The organism is Escherichia sp. XD33 (assembly GCF_019375075.1).
In the GTDB taxonomy this organism is placed as follows: Bacteria; Pseudomonadota; Gammaproteobacteria; order Enterobacterales; family Enterobacteriaceae; genus Enterobacter; species Enterobacter flexneri_A.
This window is the reverse complement of sequence record NZ_JAENDM010000009.1, coordinates 27,647-48,626: the sequence shown is the minus strand read 5'-3', so window position 1 is coordinate 48,626 and position 20,980 is coordinate 27,647. Positions and strand designations below refer to the sequence as shown.

The window sequence follows — 20,980 nt, the reverse complement described above, 5'->3', positions numbered from 1 at the left end:
ATCATAATCATTTATGCGACGGGGTCTATTTCCCAGCCGGTGCGGCAATCAGTAAAGAGGCCTTGCGGGCAGCATCCTAATGTCACCCGCGTTGCCTGCTGCCAGTTAGCGAAATCAGTAATCGCCTGACGTAGCCCTTTTTGCAGCGTTGTCGTTGGTTTAATACCTTCCTGTAACCACAGAGAGATAACTTCAAGGATGCCTGTCTGGCGATGCATTTTGGCATCCATTCGCCCAACTAATTGCCCACGATGTAATAACGGCAGAACAAAATAGCCATACTGGCGTTTCGGCGCTGGGGTATAGCACTCCAGCCGGTAGCTAAAATCAAAAAGCTGCTCTGCGCGTTTGCGATCCCAGACAACAGGATCAAAAGGCGAAAGTACCGCGCTGTGCGTTGCAGTGAGCTTTCCGGCCAGCGCTCGCTCGAGTAGCGGCAGCAAATCATCATGCAGCCAAAGATTGCCCAATTTTTCAACATGCACAGCAATGATTTGCTGCTGTTCAGCCCTCGCTTCGCGCCACGCCGCCAGTGCCGGACGTTTCAGCCGATAGTAATCTGCCAGCCACTGTTCGCGGAATATTCCCAGGCTACGCGCACTGTTATCCAGCATGATGATTTCTGCTTCTGTTTGCGAAACGAGATCGCGCTCATCATCCCAGTCAGGCATGACACGGTGGGTTAAATCATAAACGCGCTGGAAGTTGCGCCGTTCAATCACCATCACCTTTCCGGCAGTAAATAAACCTTCCAGATGCCGTTTATGCGGCTTCCATTCCCACCAGCCGCTTGCACCTTTTCGAGGATGCTCAAAATCGGCTGAACGTACCGGCCCCTTATCATGAATATGCTGAATTAACTGTGCAATTTCCGCCTCATGTTCCTGCATCCAGGCGTCTTTGTATTTCCAGCCCATTTTTTCAGGTGCCAGCATGCGGTGGCGAATAAGACGAAAGTCGCTGCGTGGCATAAAGCAGGCTTCATGCGCCCAGTATTCCATTAATTCGCCACGCGCCAGAGACTCATCCAGCCACTGGGCAGGATAATTTCCCAGACGACTGAAAAGCACCAGATATGGACTACGGGCAACAATATTGATGGTATCGATTTGCAGCAAGGACATGCGGGAGATCGTTGCCGGAATATCCTCCAACGACGCTCGACGGCGGGGTTTGTTTAACAGGCCTTGTGCGGCAAGGTGAAGATTACGCGCATCAGCAAGGGAGAGGTGCGGCAGCGACATTCATGACTCCATCAATCGAACGCTGCCGCGGCGTAACTAGTTGCCAGAAGCCAGCGAGGTTAGTTGCGTAAGCAGTTTCGCTGGTTCATCACCTGAAAGCTGTGCGTCTACAGGCAAATACCACCAATTTTCTTCTGCAAAGGCCCGGCATTTCACCGCATCTTTTTCAGTCATTACCAGCGTTTGCCCGGCGCTTACCAACGCACTGACATCCGCATGGTTCAAAGACTGATGATCGGCCAGCGGTACACATTTTTCCGGTTGTACGCCACACATCTTCAGCGTGGCAAAAAAGCGCGGCGGATGCCCAATCCCCGCCATCGCCACAACATGTTCAAGCTGAGCAACGTCACAACGCGTACCGGTACGTAAATTCACCGCCTGACCCGGCAGCAGATGCATGGGGATTTCACCGCTGCGAGGGACACCGCCGTTGACGATTACCGCATCAACCGACTTTAAGCGCCCCGCTCGCTCACGCATTGGCCCCGCCGGCAACCACCAGCCATTGCCAAAGCGACGCACACCATCAATAACAACAATTTCCACATCACGCGCCAGACGGTAATGCTGTAAACCGTCGTCGGTTACGATGATCTGCACATCAGGGTGTTGCGCCAGAATGGCTTTTACCGCATCAGAACGAACGGGAGAAACCGCAACAGGCGTATCAGTGCGTTGATAAATCAACACAGGTTCATCACCCGCCTGTGCTGTTGTGGTATCTGCCGACAATAACAGCGGATAAGATTCAGCCTTACCACCATATCCCCGCGATACGACCCCCACGCGAATACCGCGCTGTTGCAACTGTTCCACCAGCCAGACAACGACCGGGGTTTTTCCGTTGCCGCCTGCGGTGAGATTACCAACCACGACAACCGGTACGGGGGCACGCCAGGCGCGCTTCAGTTTTAGTTTATAGCAAAGACGGATCGCGCCACTCACCAGGCCATACAACCAGGAGAGTGGCAGCAATAGCCGCCACAAAGGGGATTCACCAGACCAGATTTTTTCGATCATTGGCCAAACTGCATTTTGTGAAGTTGCGCGTAAACGCCGCGGTGCTCAAGCAAATCGTTATGCGTACCGCGTTCCACAATGACACCATCCTCGACGACCACGATTTCGTCTGCCTTTTCAATGGTAGACAAGCGGTGGGCAATCACCAGAGAGGTACGGTTTTTCTGCAACTCATCCAGTGCCGCCTGAATCGCACGTTCGGATTCGGTATCCAGAGCCGAGGTAGCTTCGTCCAGAATCAGAATCGGGCTATCACGCAACAAGGCTCGAGCGATAGCAATACGCTGACGCTGACCGCCAGAGAGCAGCACGCCGTTTTCACCAATCACTGTATCGAGACCGTTATCCATCTTATTGATGAAGTCCATGGCGTAGGCCATACGCGCCGCTTCTTCAATTTGCTCACGGCTGTACTGTTCAGTCCGTGCGTAAGCAATGTTGTTAGCAACCGTATCGTTAAACAGATGGACATTCTGCGACACCAGAGCAACCTGGTTACGTAACGACGCCAGGGTATACTCGCGCAGATCGTGACCATCCATCAGGATTTCGCCTTCATCAATATCGTAAAAACGCGTGATCAGGCTGGCGATGGTTGATTTACCCGAACCAGAGCGTCCAACCAGAGCAACCGTCTTCCCTGCCGGAATTTTCAGGTTGATGTTACGCAATGCAGGTACGTCACGTCCCGGATAAGTAAAGGTGACATTGCGGAATTCCACGTCGCCAGTCGCACGCTCGATCACGCGCTTACCTTCATCTTTCTCCTGCTCACTGTCCAGAATGGTAAACAGCGTCTGACAAGCCGCCATACCGCGCTGGAACTGGGCGTTAACGTTGGTCAGCGATTTCAGCGGACGCATCAGTGCAATCATTGAAGAGAAAACAACGGTAATCGTACCGGCAGTCAGGCTATCCATGACACTTGGGAAGCTCGCCGCATACAGAACAAACGCCAGCGCCAAAGAGGCGATCAGCTGAATGATCGGATCAGAGATGGAAGAGGCTGAAACCATTTTCATCCCCTGAAGACGCATTCGGTTGCTGACTTTATCAAAGCGTTTCGTTTCCACTTCCTGACCACCGAAAATCAATACTTCTTTGTGGCCCTTCAGCATTTGTTCTGCGCTGGTGGTCACCTGCCCCATGGTGTTCTGCATGTTTTTACTGATGTTGCGAAAACGCTTCGATACAACGCGAATCGCAATCGAAACAATCGGTGCCAGCACAATCAAAATGATCGACAGTTGCCAACTGTAATAGAACATCATGATGAACAGGCCGATGATCGACGCACCTTCACGCACAACAGTAATCAGTGCGCCGGAAGAAGAAGAAGCAACCTGTTCGGAATCGTAGGTAATACGTGACAACAGCGTACCCGTTGACTGTTTGTCAAAGAATGAAACTGGCATTCCCATCATGTGACCAAACAGGCGGCGACGCATGGTCATTACCACCTTTCCTGATACCCAGGAGATACAGTAGCTGGAGACATAGCTGGTGATACCACGTAAAATCATCAGCCCGATCACCACCAGCGGCATCCACACCAGCACGGAGCGATCTGTTTTACCAAAGCCATCATCAAGAAGTGGCTTAAGGAGCGATAACATGAAGGTATCGCTGGCTGCGTTGAGGATTAACGCTACGCCCGCCACGATCAGACCCGCTTTGAAAGGCGCAATGGTTGGCCACAGTCGGCGGAATGTCTGCCACGTAGAGAGATCTTTGTCGTTATGCATTCAAAAAACCAGCATTTGTTGAAATAGCCGCATATTCTACCCGTTATCCACTGGCACGCCAAACCACTGATGATACCAACGAGGTAAAATTTGCTCCCTGAGGCTGCTAATCCGCCAGCCTTGCGCTGAAAAATTAACCGTTGTTTGACCTTGATGTGGAGTATCAATCCATTGATATCCTTGCAGTTGATAGCGATGCTTAACTTTGTTAGAGGGCAGTCGCCATGCGTTATAGCGCGATGCCGATGCGAGTGCCACTTTTCCATTCACTCGCTGAATTAATGGCAACGATGATGAGGTATTACTGCCATGGTGAGGTACCTGAAGCAATGTTGCCTGCACTTGCTGCCAGTAACGGCTTAGCATCTTTTGTTCAGCTGGGGCTTCAATATCACCGGTTAGAAGAATGCTATTCGTCCCGTCATCAACCTTAACCACACAGGAATGGTTATTTCCTTTATCGTTGCTACCTTGTAAAGGCCAGTGCGCGCTGAAACGCAATCCTTGCCATTGCCACGCTTCGCCACGCACACAGGGCTGATGATGTTCCCAGTTTAACGGACTTCTGATCCATAACATCGGCCATATATGCAATATTGAATCCAGCCCTCCCCGGTGATCCAGATGTTCATGGCTCAGAATAACGCCTTCCGGTTCAAGATTATGCCAGTGGAGCCAGGGGATAATCAGTTGTTGCCCACTATCCCCTTCAGGCCAGGCCAGTCCTGTGTCATAGAGAATCGCTTTGCCGTTTCTGGCTATCACCATTGCCAGCCCTTGCCCGACATCAAGCATGTACAGCTGCCACTCGTCAGGTCGAGGTTTTTGCCACAGCGGCCAGCACATCAGCAAGCCTCCAGCCACACACATTGCTGGCAACGTTCGCCAGGCGTTTAATCGCCATACCACCAGTAAGAACCATGGGGAAAATGATAGCCATTGCCAACATTCAGCAATGTTGATCCACCCTTCCGGCAAACTCTTTAACCCCCAGAAAAGTAAAGCCAAAGACCGGTCGGCAAGAAACCATAACCCTTGCTCCAGGATTAACGGCCCGCTTAAATGCACAACCATCGCGGCGAGGATCAACGGAACCGTGATAAATGTCACCAAGGGAATTGCTAATAGATTTGCAATAAACGAGGTCAGACTAATGCCATGAAATATGACGATTTGCACGGGCATAAGCAGAAGTGTGATTCCCAGTTGCAGATGGATGAGGGAAACAACTGCACGCAATACCGGCGGCAGTTGCCACTCAGGACAGGGAAACCACTGATACCAAAATATCAATGCCGCGACCGCAGCGGCAGAGAGCCATAAACTTTGCGAGAGAATGGCAACAGGATCCATCAGCAAAATTGCCGCCAGACAACATATCCATACATCCCAGCCACTCCACTGTCGCCCACTTAACTTAAGCATTCCCCACGTAGCAAGCGCCACCATGGTACGCAATGCAGGAGGTTGCATTCCCGTCAACCAGGCATAAAAAGCAGCACAGCAGATTCCGCCAATTAATGGTATTTGCCAGTGGATCCAGCGCCCAGGCAGAAAAATTTGTCCACTGCGAATGAGTCCGGCAGCCAGCAACGCCGCAAAAGCGATGTGCAATCCCGATATCGCCATTAAATGCGCCGTTCCAGTATCGCGCATGATATTTTTGATTTCTTTGGGGACGGATAACCGTTCCCCCATACCTAAACCAAGAATAACCGCATTCCACGGATAGGGTTGCAGCGTTGTTTGTAGTGACGCCAGATACTGTGCACGCAGGCTACAATTCGGTTCAATGACACTTGCCTGCAGAAAACGGCCGGTGAGCGGCTGATGCTGGGCAATGGCATAACGCTGGCTATCAAAGCCGCCATCATTAAGTTGGCCATGAACTGCACGAACTTTGAGTTTCATTGACCATTGTTGTCCAGCACAAACCGCTTGCGGAAGATATTCGCCATACATCACGAGACCTGACGCAGGGAATATACGTCGACCTTGTAGATGAGTAATTTGACCGTAATGAGTGGTCATGCCGTCAGTTGCAGTGATCTCAACAATTGCATCCTGCGTCGCGCCAGTTAAGGTTTCTCCTGCCCACAAAATTTGCTTTGCTGATAATATGCCCCAAACGAAAAACAGCAACGTCAGCGCGATATAACGGACGGTTTTAACAGGGATAAATGCCAGTACGCAGGCGAAGAGAGTCAGAAACGCAAGGGTTAATGTCCCAGGCAATTGGGGCAAAATCAGCAACGGAAAAATTCCGCTAATTATGCATACACCGACTGTCGTTATTTTCATGCACCCCTCCCTGTTTATGGAAAGTGTGCAACTTTGTTGAGCGGTTGTCTGGTGGGAATTTTGCGTTCCCCGAGGCATATTCAGAAGAATTTAACGAAAGGGTGAAAACTGTTCAAAACTCTGCGAGGCAGCTTCCAGTTCCAGATTAGAGAAATGAAAAAAGCACCCGACAGGTGCTTTTCTCTCGTTCAAGTTTGAGTAAAAAACTTAACCGTAAATATTGGCGCGATCGCGCAGTTCTTTACCAGGTTTAAAGTGAGGAACGTATTTTCCTTCCAGTTCTACTTTATCGCCAGTCTTCGGATTACGTCCGGTACGTGGTGCGCGGTAGTGCAAAGAGAAACTGCCGAAACCGCGGATTTCAATACGCTCGCCCTGCGCAAGAGTCGAGGCCATATGCTCCAGCATCTCTTTTACTGCATCTTCAACCGTCTTGGCGGGAATGTGCGATTGCTGGGTGGCAAGTCTTTCTATCAATTCTGACTTGGTCATGATTCCTCCGGTTCCTTAAAGGCAAATTAAGCGGCTGCTGTTGCTGCATTGATTAAGGGCGGCCGTAGCCGCCCTTAGTGCTTGATTACAGGACGAAACCTGCAATCTGTCAAGTAAACTCAACAAACTTCGGAATAAAAATCCCGAAGAGTCAGAGAATTACTCGCCTTTAGCTGCTTTGAAAGCTTCAGCCATTGCGTTGTTGGAGAAGTTTGCATCTTCCTGTTTGTTAACAGTTGCGATTGCATCTTTCTCGTCAGCTTCGTCTTTCGCACGAACAGACAGGCTGATTGCGCGGTTTTTACGATCAACGCCGGTGAATTTAGCTTCAACTTCGTCGCCAACGCTCAGAACCAGGGTAGCGTCTTCAACGCGGTCACGGGATGCTTCAGAAGCACGCAGGTAACCTTCAACGCCGTCAGCCAGTTCTACGGTTGCGCCTTTAGCGTCAACTGCAGTTACTTTACCGGTTACGATAGCGCCTTTCTTGTTCAGAGCAACCCAGTTGTTGAACGGATCTTCTGCGAGCTGTTTAACGCCCAGGGAGATACGTTCACGTTCTGCGTCAACCTGCAGAACAACTGCAGCGATTTCGTCGCCTTTTTTGTATTCACGAACTGCTTCTTCGCCTGCAACGTTCCAGGAGATGTCAGACAGGTGAACCAGGCCGTCGATGCCGCCGTCCAGGCCGATGAAGATACCGAAGTCAGTGATAGACTTGATTTTACCTTCAACACGGTCGCCCTTGTTGTGGGTTTCCGCGAACTGCTGCCACGGGTTAGCTTTGCACTGTTTCAGACCCAGGGAGATACGACGACGTTCTTCGTCGATATCCAGAACCATAACTTCCACTACATCGCCAACGTTAACAACTTTGGACGGGTGGATGTTTTTGTTGGTCCAATCCATTTCGGAAACGTGTACCAGGCCTTCAACGCCTTCTTCGATTTCAACGAAGCAGCCGTAGTCGGTCAGGTTGGTCACGCGACCAGTCAGTTTGGTACCTTCCGGATAACGTTTAGCGATAGCTACCCACGGATCTTCGCCCAGCTGTTTCAGGCCCAGGGATACACGGGTACGTTCGCGGTCGAACTTCAGCACTTTAACAGTGATTTCGTCGCCCACGTTGACGATTTCGCTCGGATGCTTAACGCGTTTCCAGGCCATGTCAGTGATGTGCAGCAGGCCGTCAACGCCGCCCAGATCAACGAATGCACCGTAGTCAGTGAGGTTCTTAACGATACCTTTAACTTCCATGCCTTCCTGCAGGTTTTCCAGCAGCTGATCGCGCTCTGCGCTGTTTTCGGATTCGATAACGGCACGACGAGAAACAACAACGTTGTTGCGCTTCTGATCCAGCTTGATTACTTTAAATTCAAGCTCTTTGCCTTCCAGGTGCAGAGTGTCACGCACCGGACGAACGTCTACCAGAGAACCTGGCAGGAACGCACGAATACCGTTCAGCTCAACAGTGAAGCCGCCCTTAACTTTGCCGTTGATAACACCGGTAACAGTTTCAGCATCTTCGTAAGCTTTTTCCAGCGTGATCCAGGCTTCGTGACGTTTAGCTTTCTCACGGGACAGCAGAGTTTCACCGAAGCCGTCTTCTACTGCGTCCAGAGCAACGTCAACTTCGTCACCTACCTGGATTTCCAGCTCGCCCTGGGCGTTTTTGAACTGCTCAGCCGGGATGGCGGACTCAGATTTCAGACCAGCGTCAACCAGTACTACGTCTTTGTCGATAGCAACAACAACGCCACGAACGATAGAACCCGGGCGGGTTTCGATTTCTTTTAAGGACTCTTCAAAGAGTTGAGCAAAAGATTCAGTCATGTTTAATCTTCAGGTTTATATTTAACGTCCACCTGGCTCCATGCCGGATGGGGTTGTTTAACATACCCGCTGTCATTCCATTGCAACGGGGGTACTGCAAATTCGGTCGCTTATGCGAGAGCCAATTTCTGGCGCGCGTATTGTAGCGCTTTTTCAATCACTTGCTCAATGCTTAAGGTGGTGGAATCCAACACTAAAGCATCGGCTGCCGGAACCAGTGGCGCTACCGCTCGGTTACGATCGCGGTCGTCGCGTTCTTTGATCTCGGCCAAAAGGCGCTCAAAGTTAACACTAAAGCCCTTCTCCTGCAACTGTAGCATGCGGCGATGCGCACGTTCTTCCGAGGAGGCGTCAAGGAAAATTTTCACTGGTGCATCAGGGAATACCACCGTTCCCATGTCGCGGCCATCGGCAATCAGACCTGGTAATTCGCGAAACGCGCGTTGGCGACGCAATAATGCTTCACGAACGCGTGGGAATGCCGCGACTTGTGAAGCTGCATTCGCCACTTCCTGAGTACGAATTTCGCCGCTGACATCTTCCCCTTCGAGGATCACTTCCAGATTGCCATTGGTCGACACAAAACGTACATCCAGATGGGATGCCAGCGGTACCAGCGCATCTTCCGACGCAACATCAACATGGTGATGTAATGCCGCCAATGCCAGTACGCGATAAATTGCACCCGAGTCCAGCAGATGCCATTGCAACGCTTCCGCCATAGCCTTACACAAGGTGCCTTTCCCTGCACCGCTTGGGCCATCAATGGTAATAACCGGGGCAATTGCCGTCATCTTTATCTCCTTAAAACAGGCGTACCGTTAACATAACCGCGCGCATTATACGCGCCGACGCCACAAATCGTTAACGTTGTGTGCAAAAACCAGTTTTGTCTGTATTCAGATGGGGATTTATTGCGCAATTATAGCGGGCTGGCAGAAGACCAGCCCGAAAGATGACAATGATTTACTTACCAGAGGCGATACGATCACGGATGTGTTGCGCACGCTCTGTTGATGGTGGGTGAGAGTCAAACATGGACTGGGTGCGACCGCCATCCAGGCTAGCCAGTTTTTCAAAGCTGCCAACCAGCCCCTGGGTGCTGATGCCACGTTTCTTCAACAGATCAAAGGAGAAATCATCTGCTTCGGACTCTTTATCACGGGAGTATTTAGCATTGATAGCGCCTTCTGCGATATCACCTAATTGTGAGCGGGAAAGCTGGGAAGCCACACCGCTGGTAGCTGAAATGGCATCGCGTGCGGCAACGATCGCATAAGAAGCTTTCATTTCAGCCAGCGAGTGACCCAACGCGACGTGGCCCAGTTCATGGCCCAGAACGCCTTCAATTTCGTTGTCATTCATCATGTCCATCAGGCCACTGTAGACACGAACACAGCCGTTCGCCATCGCCCATGCGTTGACGTCGCTGGTCATATAAACCTTATAGTTGACCGGCGTGCCATTAATATTGTTACCCAATGCTTTGGCGATTTTTGCCAGACGTTTACCGTACTTGCTGGATTTACTTGCGACTTGATTGCCGCTGTCCATTTCGGCACAGCCCTGATTGGCAATCGCTTTTGCATCGGCATCGCTTAATGTTGCTGCTTTATAGGCATTTAAACCGGAGCTGATAGCCATATTGGTATCAATACCGTGGGTATTTTGACACCCTGTCAGTAATGCTGCAGAGGTCGCAATCGCCAGCAGTAATTTAGTATTCTTCATGTGAATCATCCGTTGATTAATCATATATAAATATTATGTATCAACAACTTACATTGACAAGCGACGCTACCATTAATCAAAATGACTCACAAGGTCCGAAAAAAAACGCCGACAATGTGCCGACGTTTTGATAAAGAAAGATTTGGCTATTTATTGCCCGTTGTTCATTCAGGCTGCCTGGCTAATCCGCGCCAGCTGCTCGAAATAATCCGGAAATGTTTTGGCCGTGCATTTGGGATCAAGAATCGTCACTGGTGTATCTGACAACGCCACCAGCGAGAAACACATCGCCATCCGGTGATCATTGTATGTCGCGATCTCGGCAAAGTTCAGTTTTTCCGGAGGAGTGATACGAATGTAATCGTGCCCCTCTTCCACTTCCGCGCCGACTTTACGCAGTTCTGTTGCCATCGCAAACAGGCGATCGGTCTCTTTAACACGCCAGTTATAGATATTGCGCAGCGTGGTGGTGCCTTTTGCAAATAACGCCGCCGTGGCAATGGTCATCGCCGCATCAGGAATATGGTTCATATCCATATCAATAGCGTTCAGTTCACCACGCGTGCAGGAAATATAATCATCGCCCCAGCAAATGGTCGCGCCCATTTTTTCCAGCACATCAGCAAAGCGAATATCACCCTGCATACTGTTACGTCCAATACCGGTCACTTTTACAGTGCCGCCTTTGATTGCTGCTGCTGCCAGAAAGTAAGAAGCCGAAGATGCATCGCCTTCGACCAAATAAGTACCCGGAGACTGATAAGACTGCCCGCCTTTTACGACAAATTGTTGATAGTGCTGATTTTCAATTTCAACACCAAACGTCTTCATCAGATTGAGTGTGATGTCGATATAAGGTTTAGAAACCAGATCGCCTTTAATACGAATCACCGTATCTTCCGGCGCAAGAGGCGCAGTCATTAACAGTGCGGTGAGGAATTGGCTGGAAACGGAGCCATCAACGTCAACGTTGCCGCCAGTAAAGCCGCCCTGTAAACGCAACGGCGGATAATTTTCTTGTTCCAGGTAAGTGATCTTCGCCCCGCCCAGGCGCAGCGCATCCACCAGATGACCAATCGGGCGTTCTTTCATACGCGGCTCACCGGTCAGCACAATATCATTGCTACCCAGACAAAGAGCTGCCGCCAGCGGACGCATTGCCGTTCCGGCGTTACCGAGGAACAACTCCAGGGCACCTTCTGCGTGTAATGGACCGCCGTTACCGATAATTTCGCAACGCGTACGATCGGCTGAAAGCGTATAGCTTACCCCTAACGCTGTTAATGCATTCAGCATATGGCGCACGTCATCGCTATCCAGCAGATTGGTTAATACTGTTTTGCCGTGTGCTAATGCCGCCAGCAATAAAGCGCGGTTAGAAACGCTCTTGGAACCGGGCAGATTAATAGTGCCATCGACACGAGCGATGGGTTGTAACGTCAGGGATTCCATGAACTCAACTCTCTACAACAGAAATAAAAACCCCACAGGCTGGCTGTGGGGATTAAGCAAAATTTCGGCATTAACCGTGACGGCGTTCGAACTCAACCATGAAGTCTGTCAGCGCTTTAACGCCTTCCAGCGGCATGGCGTTATAAATAGAAGCGCGCATTCCGCCGACCACACGGTGACCTTTCAGTGCATGAAGGCCAGCAGCAAAAGACTCTTCAAGGAACAATTTGTCAAGCGCACTGTCCGCCAACTGGAACGGCACGTTCATCCGCGAACGGTTAGCTTTCGCCACGTCATTGCGGTAGAAATCGCTGTTATCAATCACCCCATATAGCAGTTCTGCTTTTTGCTGATTGATTTTATCCATTTCAGCTACACCGCCGTTCGCTTTCAGCCATTTAAAGACCAGACCAGATAGATACCAGGCAAATGTCGGCGGCGTGTTAAACATGGAGCCGTTATCGTTGAGGATGGAATAATCCAGAATCGACGGACACGCGATATTCGCTTTGCCCAGCAAATCTTCACGAACGATGACGATTGTCAGGCCAGCCGGGCCGATATTTTTCTGCGCGCCAGCGTAAATTACACCATAACGGCTGACGTCAATCGGACGGGAAAGAATGGTTGAAGAGAAGTCAGCGGCGACCACCACATCTGCGCCGAAGTCTGGCGTTTCGTCGATGGCGATACCATCGATGGTTTCATTCGGGCAATAATGCATATAAGCAGCATTATCAGAGAGTTGCCATTCACGCATTGGCTTAACCGCGCGCAGACCATCAACAGTCACTTTGGCGTCAAAGACATTAGGCGTGCAGTATTTTTTCGCTTCTTTAATGGCACTTGCCGCCCAGTAACCGGCATCAACATAATCTGCGGTGGTTTTATCACCGAGAATATTCAGCGGTACCGCAGCAAACTGACCGCGACCACCGCCATGGCAGAATAATACCTTGTAGTTGGAGGGGACATTAAGAAGATCGCGAAAATCCTTCTCGGCTTCCTCTGCAACCTGAATGAACTCTTTGCCACGGTGACTCACTTCCATCACCGACGTACCAAGACCGTTCCAGTCGCGCAGTTCCTGTTGAGCCTGTTTAAGCACCTCTGCCGGTAGCATTGCCGGACCAGAACTAAAATTGAAGATTTGAGCCATTTCCCCTCACCACGTTGCGTTGCTATTAACCCGCGGTCAATCGATTGCGACCACAGGTAATACATTATTCCTGTGGCTATCGGTTTTATCATTCAGTGACACACATCGCAATGAGTAAAACCGTTGAGGGCAAAAATGTGGCTTGCATCACACAAAAGAATCTCTCGGATTATTAGCAAAAAGCCGATGTTTTTACTGTCAGGTCACCCGTTTTGCCCGACTTGCCTTCGTCCATTCTGGATTTGCACAGCGCGGACATAATTGTTTTTCCCCCGCTTTCATATGAATGATTTCACTACAACGAATACAGGCATAGTCCGCCGACTCCGGCACCACTTTGTAACGCTGCGTACAATCACTGGGTAAAATAAGTAAACCCGGTTTCACCTTGTCATCTTCAAAGAAATAGACACTGATTTGCCCGTTGGTTTCGAGAATCGCCAGACGTACCTGCCCCAGCTGCTCCACGCCACGCAATCGTAGCTCCATAAAGAACTCAAATTCCGTCATGTTGGAGTTATTGAGTTTCGACCAGGCCAGCTCGCCATCTTCAATAATGACAACTGGCTTGCCTTCCAGAAGATCTTCCAGTTTTTCACTGTGCGCCATCAACCACATTACCAGGCGGTATAACAACGCCAGAGTAATAAAGACGATAAGTACCGGGACCATCGGCACATCATCATAAAACGCCACATCTCCCGCCGCTGATCCCAGCGTCAGAATGATTAAAACTTCAAACAGCGACATCTGCCGCACACCGCGTCTTCCGGTCATTTTGAGGAACAAAAAGACCAGTACAAAGGTATAAAGACTACGTAGTGCAACTTCGCCAAGGAAATCAAAAGGCACTTTATCAAATGCCATACGGTGGAGATCGAACGCCTTCATTTTTATGCTCTTAACGTGGTTTATCCGCTAAAAGCATAGTCAACAGTTCATCGGCATGGCGGCGGTGATAGCGCCTTTGAGATAAAACCCGTATTATTGCGCGCTTTCCGTACGACTAAAGTGATTTTCATGACGCAAACATTTATCCCCGGCAAAGATGCCGCTCTGGAAGATTCCATCGCTCGCTTCCAGCAAAAACTTTCAGACCTCGGCTTTCAGATTGAAGAGGCCTCCTGGCTGAATCCCGTGCCTAACGTCTGGTCTGTACATATTCGCGACAAAGAGTGCGCACTGTGTTTTACCAACGGTAAAGGCGCAACCAAGAAAGCGGCGCTGGCTTCTGCACTCGGTGAATATTTCGAGCGTCTCTCAACCAACTACTTTTTTGCGGACTTCTGGCTGGGCGAAACCATCGCCAACGGTCCGTTCGTGCATTATCCCAACGAAAAATGGTTCCCACTGACCGAAAATGACGATGTGCCAGAAGGGCTGCTCGATGACCGTCTGCGCGCGTTTTATGATCCGGAGAATGAACTGACCGGCAGCATGCTGATTGACCTACAATCCGGTAACGAAGATCGTGGTATTTGCGGCCTGCCGTTTACGCGTCAGTCCGACAATCAGACCGTTTATATTCCGATGAATATCATTGGTAACCTGTACGTCTCCAACGGTATGTCCGCAGGTAATACCCGCAACGAAGCACGCGTTCAGGGATTGTCTGAAGTTTTCGAACGCTACGTGAAAAACCGCATTATTGCTGAAAGCATCAGCCTGCCAGAGATCCCGGCAGACGTGCTGGCGCGTTACCCAGCAGTAGTTGAAGCCATCGAAACGCTGGAAGCGGAGGGTTTCCCAATCTTCGCTTATGACGGTTCGCTTGGCGGCCAGTATCCGGTGATTTGCGTGGTACTGTTCAATCCTGCTAACGGTACCTGCTTTGCCTCTTTCGGTGCGCATCCTGATTTTGGCGTAGCACTGGAACGTACCGTGACCGAGCTGCTGCAAGGTCGTGGCCTGAAAGATTTGGATGTGTTTACTCCGCCAACCTTCGATGATGAAGAAGTCGCTGAACATACCAACCTCGAAACGCACTTTATCGATTCCAGCGGTTTAATCTCCTGGGACCTGTTCAAGCAGGATGCCGATTATCCGTTTGTGGACTGGAATTTCTCCGGCACCACGGAAGAAGAGTTCGCCACACTGATGGCTATCTTCAACAAAGAAGATAAAGAAGTTTATATTGCCGATTACGAGCATCTGGGCGTTTATGCTTGCCGTATTATCGTGCCTGGCATGTCCGATATTTATCCGGCTGAAGATCTGTGGCTCGCGAATAACAGTATGGGCAGCCATTTACGTGAAACGATTCTTTCGCTACCAGGCAGCGAGTGGGAAAAAGAAGATTACCTGAACCTCATCGAGCAACTGGATGAAGAAGGTTTTGATGACTTTACCCGCGTGCGTGAGCTGTTGGGTCTGGCGACCGGGTCGGATAACGGTTGGTACACCCTGCGTATCGGTGAATTAAAAGCCATGCTGGCGCTGGCTGGTGGCGATCTGGAACAGGCTCTGGTCTGGACCGAATGGACGATGGAGTTTAACTCATCAGTATTTAGTCCGGAACGCGCCAACTATTATCGCTGCCTGCAAACGTTGTTATTACTGGCACAGGAAGAAGATCGCCAGCCGCTGCAATATCTGAATGCGTTTGTTCGCATGTACGGCGCAGATGCCGTAGAAGCCGCCAGTGCGGCAATGAGCGGCGAAGCGGCGTTTTACGGCCTGCAACCGGTAGATAGCGATCTGCACGCGTTTGCTGCACATCAGTCGTTGTTGAAGGCCTACGAAAAGCTGCAGCGCGCCAAAGCAGCATTCTGGGCAAAATAAAATCAAATAGCCTACGCAATGTAGGCTTAATGATTAGTCTGAGTTATATTACGGGGCGTTTTTTTAATGCCCCGCTTTACATATATTTGCATTAATAAAATAATTGTAATTATAAGGTTAAATATCGGTAATTTGTATTTAATAAATACGATCGATATTGTTACTTTATTCGCCTGATGCTCCCTTTTAATTAACTGTTTTAGCGGAGGATGCGGAAAAAATTCAACTCATTTGTTAATTTTTAAAATTTATTTTTATTTGGATAATCAAATATTTACTCCGTATTTGCATAAAAACCATGCGAGTTACGGGCCTATAAGCCAGGCGAGATATGATCTATATCAATTTTTCATCTATAATGCTTTGTTAGTATCTCGTCGCCGACTTAATAAAGAGAGAGTTAGTGTGAAAGCTGACAACCCTTTTGATCTTTTACTTCCTGCTGCAATGGCCAAAGTGGCCGAAGAGGCGGGTGTCTATAAAGCAACGAAACATCCGCTTAAGACTTTCTATCTGGCGATTACCGCCGGTGTTTTCATCTCAATCGCATTCGTCTTCTATATCACAGCAACCACTGGCACAGGCACAATGCCCTTCGGCATGGCAAAACTGGTTGGCGGCATTTGCTTCTCTCTGGGGCTGATTCTTTGTGTTGTCTGCGGAGCCGATCTCTTTACTTCCACCGTGTTGATTGTTGTTGCTAAGGCGAGTGGGCGCATCACCTGGGGTCAGTTGGCGAAAAACTGGCTAAATGTCTATTTTGGCAACCTGGTCGGCGCACTGCTGTTTGTACTTTTAATGTGGCTTTCCGGCGAGTATATGACCGCAAATGGTCAATGGGGACTAAACGTCCTACAAACCGCCGACCACAAAGTGCACCATACTTTTATTGAGGCCGTCTGTCTTGGTATCCTGGCAAACCTGATGGTATGTCTGGCAGTATGGATGAGTTATTCTGGCCGCAGCCTGATGGACAAAGCGTTCATTATGGTGCTGCCGGTCGCGATGTTTGTTGCCAGCGGTTTTGAGCACAGTATCGCAAACATGTTTATGATCCCGATGGGTATTGTAATCCGCGACTTCGCATCCCCGGAATTTTGGACCGCAGTCGGTTCTGCACCGGAAAATTTTTCTCACCTGACCGTGATGAATTTCATCACTGATAACCTGATTCCGGTTACGATCGGCAACATTATCGGTGGTGGTTTGTTGGTTGGGTTGACATACTGGGTCATTTACCTGCGTGAAAACGACCACCATTAATGGTTGTCGAAGTACGCAGTAAATAAAAAATCCACTTAAGAAGGTAGGTGTTACATGTCCGAGCTTAATGAAAAGTTAGCCACAGCCTGGGAAGGTTTTACCAAAGGTGACTGGCAGAATGAAGTAAACGTCCGTGACTTCATTCAGAAAAACTACACTCCGTACGAGGGTGACGAGTCCTTCCTGGCTGGCGCTACTGAAGCGACCACCACCCTGTGGGACAAAGTAATGGAAGGCGTTAAACTGGAAAACCGCACTCACGCGCCAGTTGACTTTGACACCGCTGTTGCTTCCACCATCACCTCTCACGACGCTGGCTACATCAACAAGCAGCTTGAGAAAATCGTTGGTCTGCAGACTGAAGCTCCGCTGAAACGTGCTCTTATCCCGTTCGGTGGTATCAAAATGATCGAAGGTTCCTGCAAAGCGTACAACCGCGAACTGGATCCGATGATCAAAAAAATCTTCACTGAATACCGTAAAACTCACAACCAGGGCGTGTTCGACGTTTACACTCCGGACATCCTGCGTTGCCGTAAATCTGGTGTTCTGACCGGTCTGCCAGATGCATATGGCCGTGGCCGTATCATCGGTGACTACCGTCGCGTTGCGCTGTACGGTATCGACTACCTGATGAAAGACAAACTGGCACAGTTCACTTCTCTGCAGGCTGATCTGGAAAACGGCGTAAACCTGGAACAGACTATCCGTCTGCGCGAAGAAATCGCTGAACAGCACCGCGCTCTGGGTCAGATGAAAGAAATGGCTGCGAAATACGGCTACGACATCTCTGGTCCGGCTACCAACGCTCAGGAAGCTATCCAGTGGACTTACTTCGGCTACCTGGCTGCTGTTAAGTCTCAGAACGGTGCTGCAATGTCCTTCGGTCGTACCTCCACCTTCCTGGATGTGTACATCGAACGTGACCTGAAAGCTGGCAAGATCACCGAACAAGAAGCGCAGGAAATGGTTGACCACCTGGTCATGAAACTGCGTATGGTTCGCTTCCTGCGTACTCCGGAATACGATGAACTGTTCTCTGGCGACCCGATCTGGGCAACCGAATCTATCGGTGGTATGGGCCTCGACGGTCGTACCCTGGTTACCAAAAACAGCTTCCGTTTCCTGAACACCCTGTACACCATGGGTCCGTCTCCGGAACCGAACATGACCATTCTGTGGTCTGAAAAACTGCCGCTGAACTTCAAGAAATTCGCCGCTAAAGTGTCCATCGACACCTCTTCTCTGCAGTATGAGAACGATGACCTGATGCGTCCGGACTTCAACAACGATGACTACGCTATTGCTTGCTGCGTAAGCCCGATGATCGTTGGTAAACAAATGCAGTTCTTCGGTGCGCGTGCAAACCTGGCGAAAACCATGCTGTACGCAATCAACGGCGGCGTTGACGAAAAACTGAAAATGCAGGTTGGTCCGAAGTCTGAACCGATCAAAGGCGATGTCCTGAACTATGATGAAGTGATGGAGCGCATGGATCACTTCATGGACTGGCTGGCTAAACAGTACATCACTGCACTGAACATCATCCACTACATGCACGACAAGTACAGCTACGAAGCCTCTCTGATGGCGCTGCACGACCGTGACGTTATCCGCACCATGGCGTGTGGTATCGCTGGTCTGTCCGTTGCTGCTGACTCCCTGTCTGCAATCAAATATGCGAAAGTTAAACCGATTCGTGACGAAGACGGTCTGGCTATCGACTTCGAAATCGAAGGCGAATACCCGCAGTTTGGTAACAATGATCCGCGTGTAGATGACCTGGCTGTTGACCTGGTAGAACGTTTCATGAAGAAAATTCAGAAACTGCACACCTACCGTGACGCTATCCCGACTCAGTCTGTTCTGACCATCACTTCTAACGTTGTGTATGGTAAGAAAACGGGTAACACCCCAGACGGTCGTCGTGCTGGCGCGCCGTTCGGACCGGGTGCTAACCCGATGCACGGTCGTGACCAGAAAGGTGCAGTAGCCTCTCTGACTTCCGTTGCTAAACTGCCGTTTGCTTACGCTAAAGATGGTATCTCCTACACCTTCTCTATCGTTCCGAACGCACTGGGTAAAGACGACGAAGTTCGTAAGACCAACCTGGCTGGTCTGATGGATGGTTACTTCCACCACGAAGCATCCATCGAAGGTGGTCAGCACCTGAACGTTAACGTGATGAACCGTGAAATGCTGCTCGACGCGATGGAAAACCCGGAAAAATATCCGCAGCTGACCATCCGTGTATCTGGCTACGCAGTACGTTTCAACTCGCTGACTAAAGAACAGCAGCAGGACGTTATTACTCGTACCTTCACTCAATCTATGTAATTAGATTTGACTGAAATCGTACAGTAAAAAGCGTACAATAAAGGCTCCACGAAAGTGGGGCCTTTTTTAGCGCGAGAGCCTTTTTTGTCAGCTATCTATACTTTAAGGTGACTGCCAAAACAGACTCGACGTAGCCTTCGAGCTGCGCACCAACACGGCCTCAGATGGGCCACATCTGGAGAAACACCGCAATGTCAGTTATTGGTCGCATTCACTCCTTTGAATCCTGTGGAACCGTAGACGGCCCAGGTATTCGCTTTATCACCTTTTTCCAGGGCTGCCTGATGCGCTGCCTGTATTGTCATAACCGCGACACCTGGGACACGCATGGCGGTAAAGAAGTTACCGTTGAAGATTTGATGAAGGAAGTGGTGACCTATCGCCACTTTATGAACGCTTCCGGCGGCGGCGTTACCGCATCCGGCGGTGAAGCAATCCTGCAAGCTGAGTTTGTTCGTGACTGGTTCCGCGCCTGCAAAAAAGAAGGCATTCATACCTGTCTGGACACCAACGGTTTTGTTCGTCGTTACGATCCGGTGATTGATGAACTGCTGGAAGTAACCGACCTGGTAATGCTCGATCTCAAACAGATGAACGACGAGATCCACCAAAATCTGGTTGGAGTTTCCAACCACCGCACGCTGGAGTTCGCTAAATATCTGGCGAACAAAAATGTGAAGGTGTGGATCCGCTACGTTGTTGTCCCAGGCTGGTCTGACGATGACGATTCAGCGCATCGCCTCGGTGAATTTACCCGTGATATGGGCAACGTTGAGAAAATCGAGCTTCTCCCCTACCACGAGCTGGGCAAACACAAATGGGTGGCAATGGGTGAAGAGTACAAACTCGACGGTGTTAAACCACCGAAGAAAGAGACCATGGAACGCGTGAAAGGCATTCTTGAGCAGTACGGTCATAAGGTAATGTTCTAATTTCCCCGTAAAGCGGCAACTTTATTGAGTTGCCGCTTTTTTATTCCGCGCTTCATTCTGCTACAGCGTTTTTAACACATCTTATAGTGCATCTACCATATCCCGTACCTGAGATAATAACGACTGATAATAGCTCGCGTGAAGTTCTTCCCCATCGAATACCACTGTATTACACAAGAAAGTGACATCGGCATCTTCAATACCAAGATAACTGCACATATTTTTTAAATAATCGCTTATATTTTTTTCCCAGCCCATCTGGACAAATGATTCTTTGTCTCCTCCAACCAGCGCCACCCAACGAACTTTATTGAATGGTAATTTGTGCCCATCTCCATAAGCCAGCCCATTATTCCATACTCTGTCAATATATCCTTTTAGCATTGCCGGGAAGCTGTACCACCAGAGAGGAAAAACCACCACTAACGTGTCATGTTCAAGCAGCTCTGAATAAAGCTGATGAACCTCTGGAGAATAACGTTTATCCATATTCTTCCAGTCTGGTTCATCTTCCGGCGTCATCACTGGGTTGAAATTACGCCGATATAAATCGAGTTCCGTCACCTGTATTTTCCGCTCCATTGCCCGCTGATGGATCGCATCAGCAATATGTGCGGTCAATGAATCATGACGAGGATGGGCCCATACCAAATAAATACGTTCAGACTGCATAATTTTACCTCCACG

General features: G+C 49.7%; 16 protein-coding genes. 4 read left to right on the top strand and 12 right to left on the bottom strand.

The genetic code is table 11. The features are described from left to right. Positions 1–11: 11 nt before the first annotated feature. From ycaQ to K0778_RS07760, 11 genes are all read right to left on the bottom strand, one after another. Positions 12–1,244 (bottom strand): crosslink repair DNA glycosylase YcaQ, encoded by a 1,233-nt coding sequence (ycaQ, locus tag K0778_RS07810; protein ID WP_000056538.1) that lies wholly within the window; start codon positions 1,242–1,244, stop codon positions 12–14. 36 nt (positions 1,245–1,280) lie between these two features. After that, positions 1,281–2,267, bottom strand: coding sequence for a tetraacyldisaccharide 4'-kinase (gene lpxK / locus K0778_RS07805; protein ID WP_001619275.1), 987 nt, complete (start codon positions 2,265–2,267; stop codon positions 1,281–1,283). After that, complete coding sequence (msbA, locus tag K0778_RS07800; RefSeq protein ID WP_000551270.1) at positions 2,264–4,012, bottom strand: lipid A ABC transporter ATP-binding protein/permease MsbA; 1,749 nt, start codon at positions 4,010–4,012, stop codon at positions 2,264–2,266. The genes lpxK and msbA overlap by 4 nt, the downstream gene beginning before the upstream one ends. A 36-nt stretch (positions 4,013–4,048) precedes the next feature. Continuing rightward, positions 4,049–6,313, bottom strand: a complete 2,265-nt coding sequence (locus tag K0778_RS07795; protein WP_000705764.1) for a ComEC family protein — start codon at positions 6,311–6,313, stop codon at positions 4,049–4,051. A 207-nt stretch (positions 6,314–6,520) separates the two neighbouring features. After that, on the bottom strand, positions 6,521–6,805 hold the full coding sequence (ihfB, locus tag K0778_RS07790) for an integration host factor subunit beta (protein ID WP_000167336.1): 285 nt from the start codon (positions 6,803–6,805) through the stop codon (positions 6,521–6,523). Positions 6,806–6,964: 159 nt separating this feature from the next. Then, complete coding sequence (gene rpsA / locus K0778_RS07785) at positions 6,965–8,638, bottom strand: 30S ribosomal protein S1 (protein WP_000140327.1); 1,674 nt, start codon at positions 8,636–8,638, stop codon at positions 6,965–6,967. Positions 8,639–8,748: 110 nt separating this feature from the next. Beyond that, positions 8,749–9,432, bottom strand: a complete 684-nt coding sequence (gene cmk / locus K0778_RS07780; RefSeq protein ID WP_000125016.1) for a (d)CMP kinase — start codon at positions 9,430–9,432, stop codon at positions 8,749–8,751. A 172-nt stretch (positions 9,433–9,604) separates the two neighbouring features. Beyond that, entirely contained in the window at positions 9,605–10,369 is a 765-nt protein-coding gene (gene ycaL, locus K0778_RS07775; RefSeq protein WP_001295345.1) for a metallopeptidase YcaL, read from the bottom strand. Between the two features lie 168 nt (positions 10,370–10,537). Next, entirely contained in the window at positions 10,538–11,821 is a 1,284-nt protein-coding gene (gene aroA / locus K0778_RS07770) for a 3-phosphoshikimate 1-carboxyvinyltransferase (RefSeq protein ID WP_000445231.1), read from the bottom strand. 70 nt (positions 11,822–11,891) lie between these two features. Beyond that, positions 11,892–12,980: a 3-phosphoserine/phosphohydroxythreonine transaminase gene (serC, locus tag K0778_RS07765; protein WP_000057138.1), complete on the bottom strand. Its 1,089-nt coding sequence runs from the start codon at positions 12,978–12,980 to the stop codon at positions 11,892–11,894. A gap of 198 nt (positions 12,981–13,178) precedes the next feature. Beyond that, entirely contained in the window at positions 13,179–13,871 is a 693-nt protein-coding gene (locus tag K0778_RS07760) for a DUF421 domain-containing protein (protein WP_000642849.1), read from the bottom strand. Between the two features lie 129 nt (positions 13,872–14,000). On the opposite strand from K0778_RS07760, the gene ycaO reads away from it, so the two are divergent. The 4 genes from ycaO to pflA all read left to right on the top strand — a co-directional run bounded on the left by ycaO (position 14,001) and on the right by pflA (position 20,293). Next, positions 14,001–15,761, top strand: a complete 1,761-nt coding sequence (gene ycaO, locus K0778_RS07755; protein WP_001295344.1) for a 30S ribosomal protein S12 methylthiotransferase accessory factor YcaO — start codon at positions 14,001–14,003, stop codon at positions 15,759–15,761. 405 nt (positions 15,762–16,166) lie between these two features. Further along, on the top strand, positions 16,167–17,024 hold the full coding sequence (gene focA, locus K0778_RS07750; RefSeq protein ID WP_000642546.1) for a formate transporter FocA: 858 nt from the start codon (positions 16,167–16,169) through the stop codon (positions 17,022–17,024). Positions 17,025–17,078: 54 nt separating this feature from the next. Beyond that, positions 17,079–19,361, top strand: a complete 2,283-nt coding sequence (pflB, locus tag K0778_RS07745; RefSeq protein ID WP_001292822.1) for a formate C-acetyltransferase — start codon at positions 17,079–17,081, stop codon at positions 19,359–19,361. A 191-nt stretch (positions 19,362–19,552) separates the two neighbouring features. Then, on the top strand, positions 19,553–20,293 hold the full coding sequence (pflA, locus tag K0778_RS07740) for a pyruvate formate lyase 1-activating protein (protein ID WP_000111043.1): 741 nt from the start codon (positions 19,553–19,555) through the stop codon (positions 20,291–20,293). An 81-nt stretch (positions 20,294–20,374) separates the two neighbouring features. On the opposite strand, the gene K0778_RS07735 is transcribed toward pflA, so the two are convergent. After that, positions 20,375–20,965, bottom strand: a complete 591-nt coding sequence (locus tag K0778_RS07735) for an NAD(P)H oxidoreductase (RefSeq protein WP_001190363.1) — start codon at positions 20,963–20,965, stop codon at positions 20,375–20,377. Between the last annotated feature and the right edge of the window lie 15 nt (positions 20,966–20,980).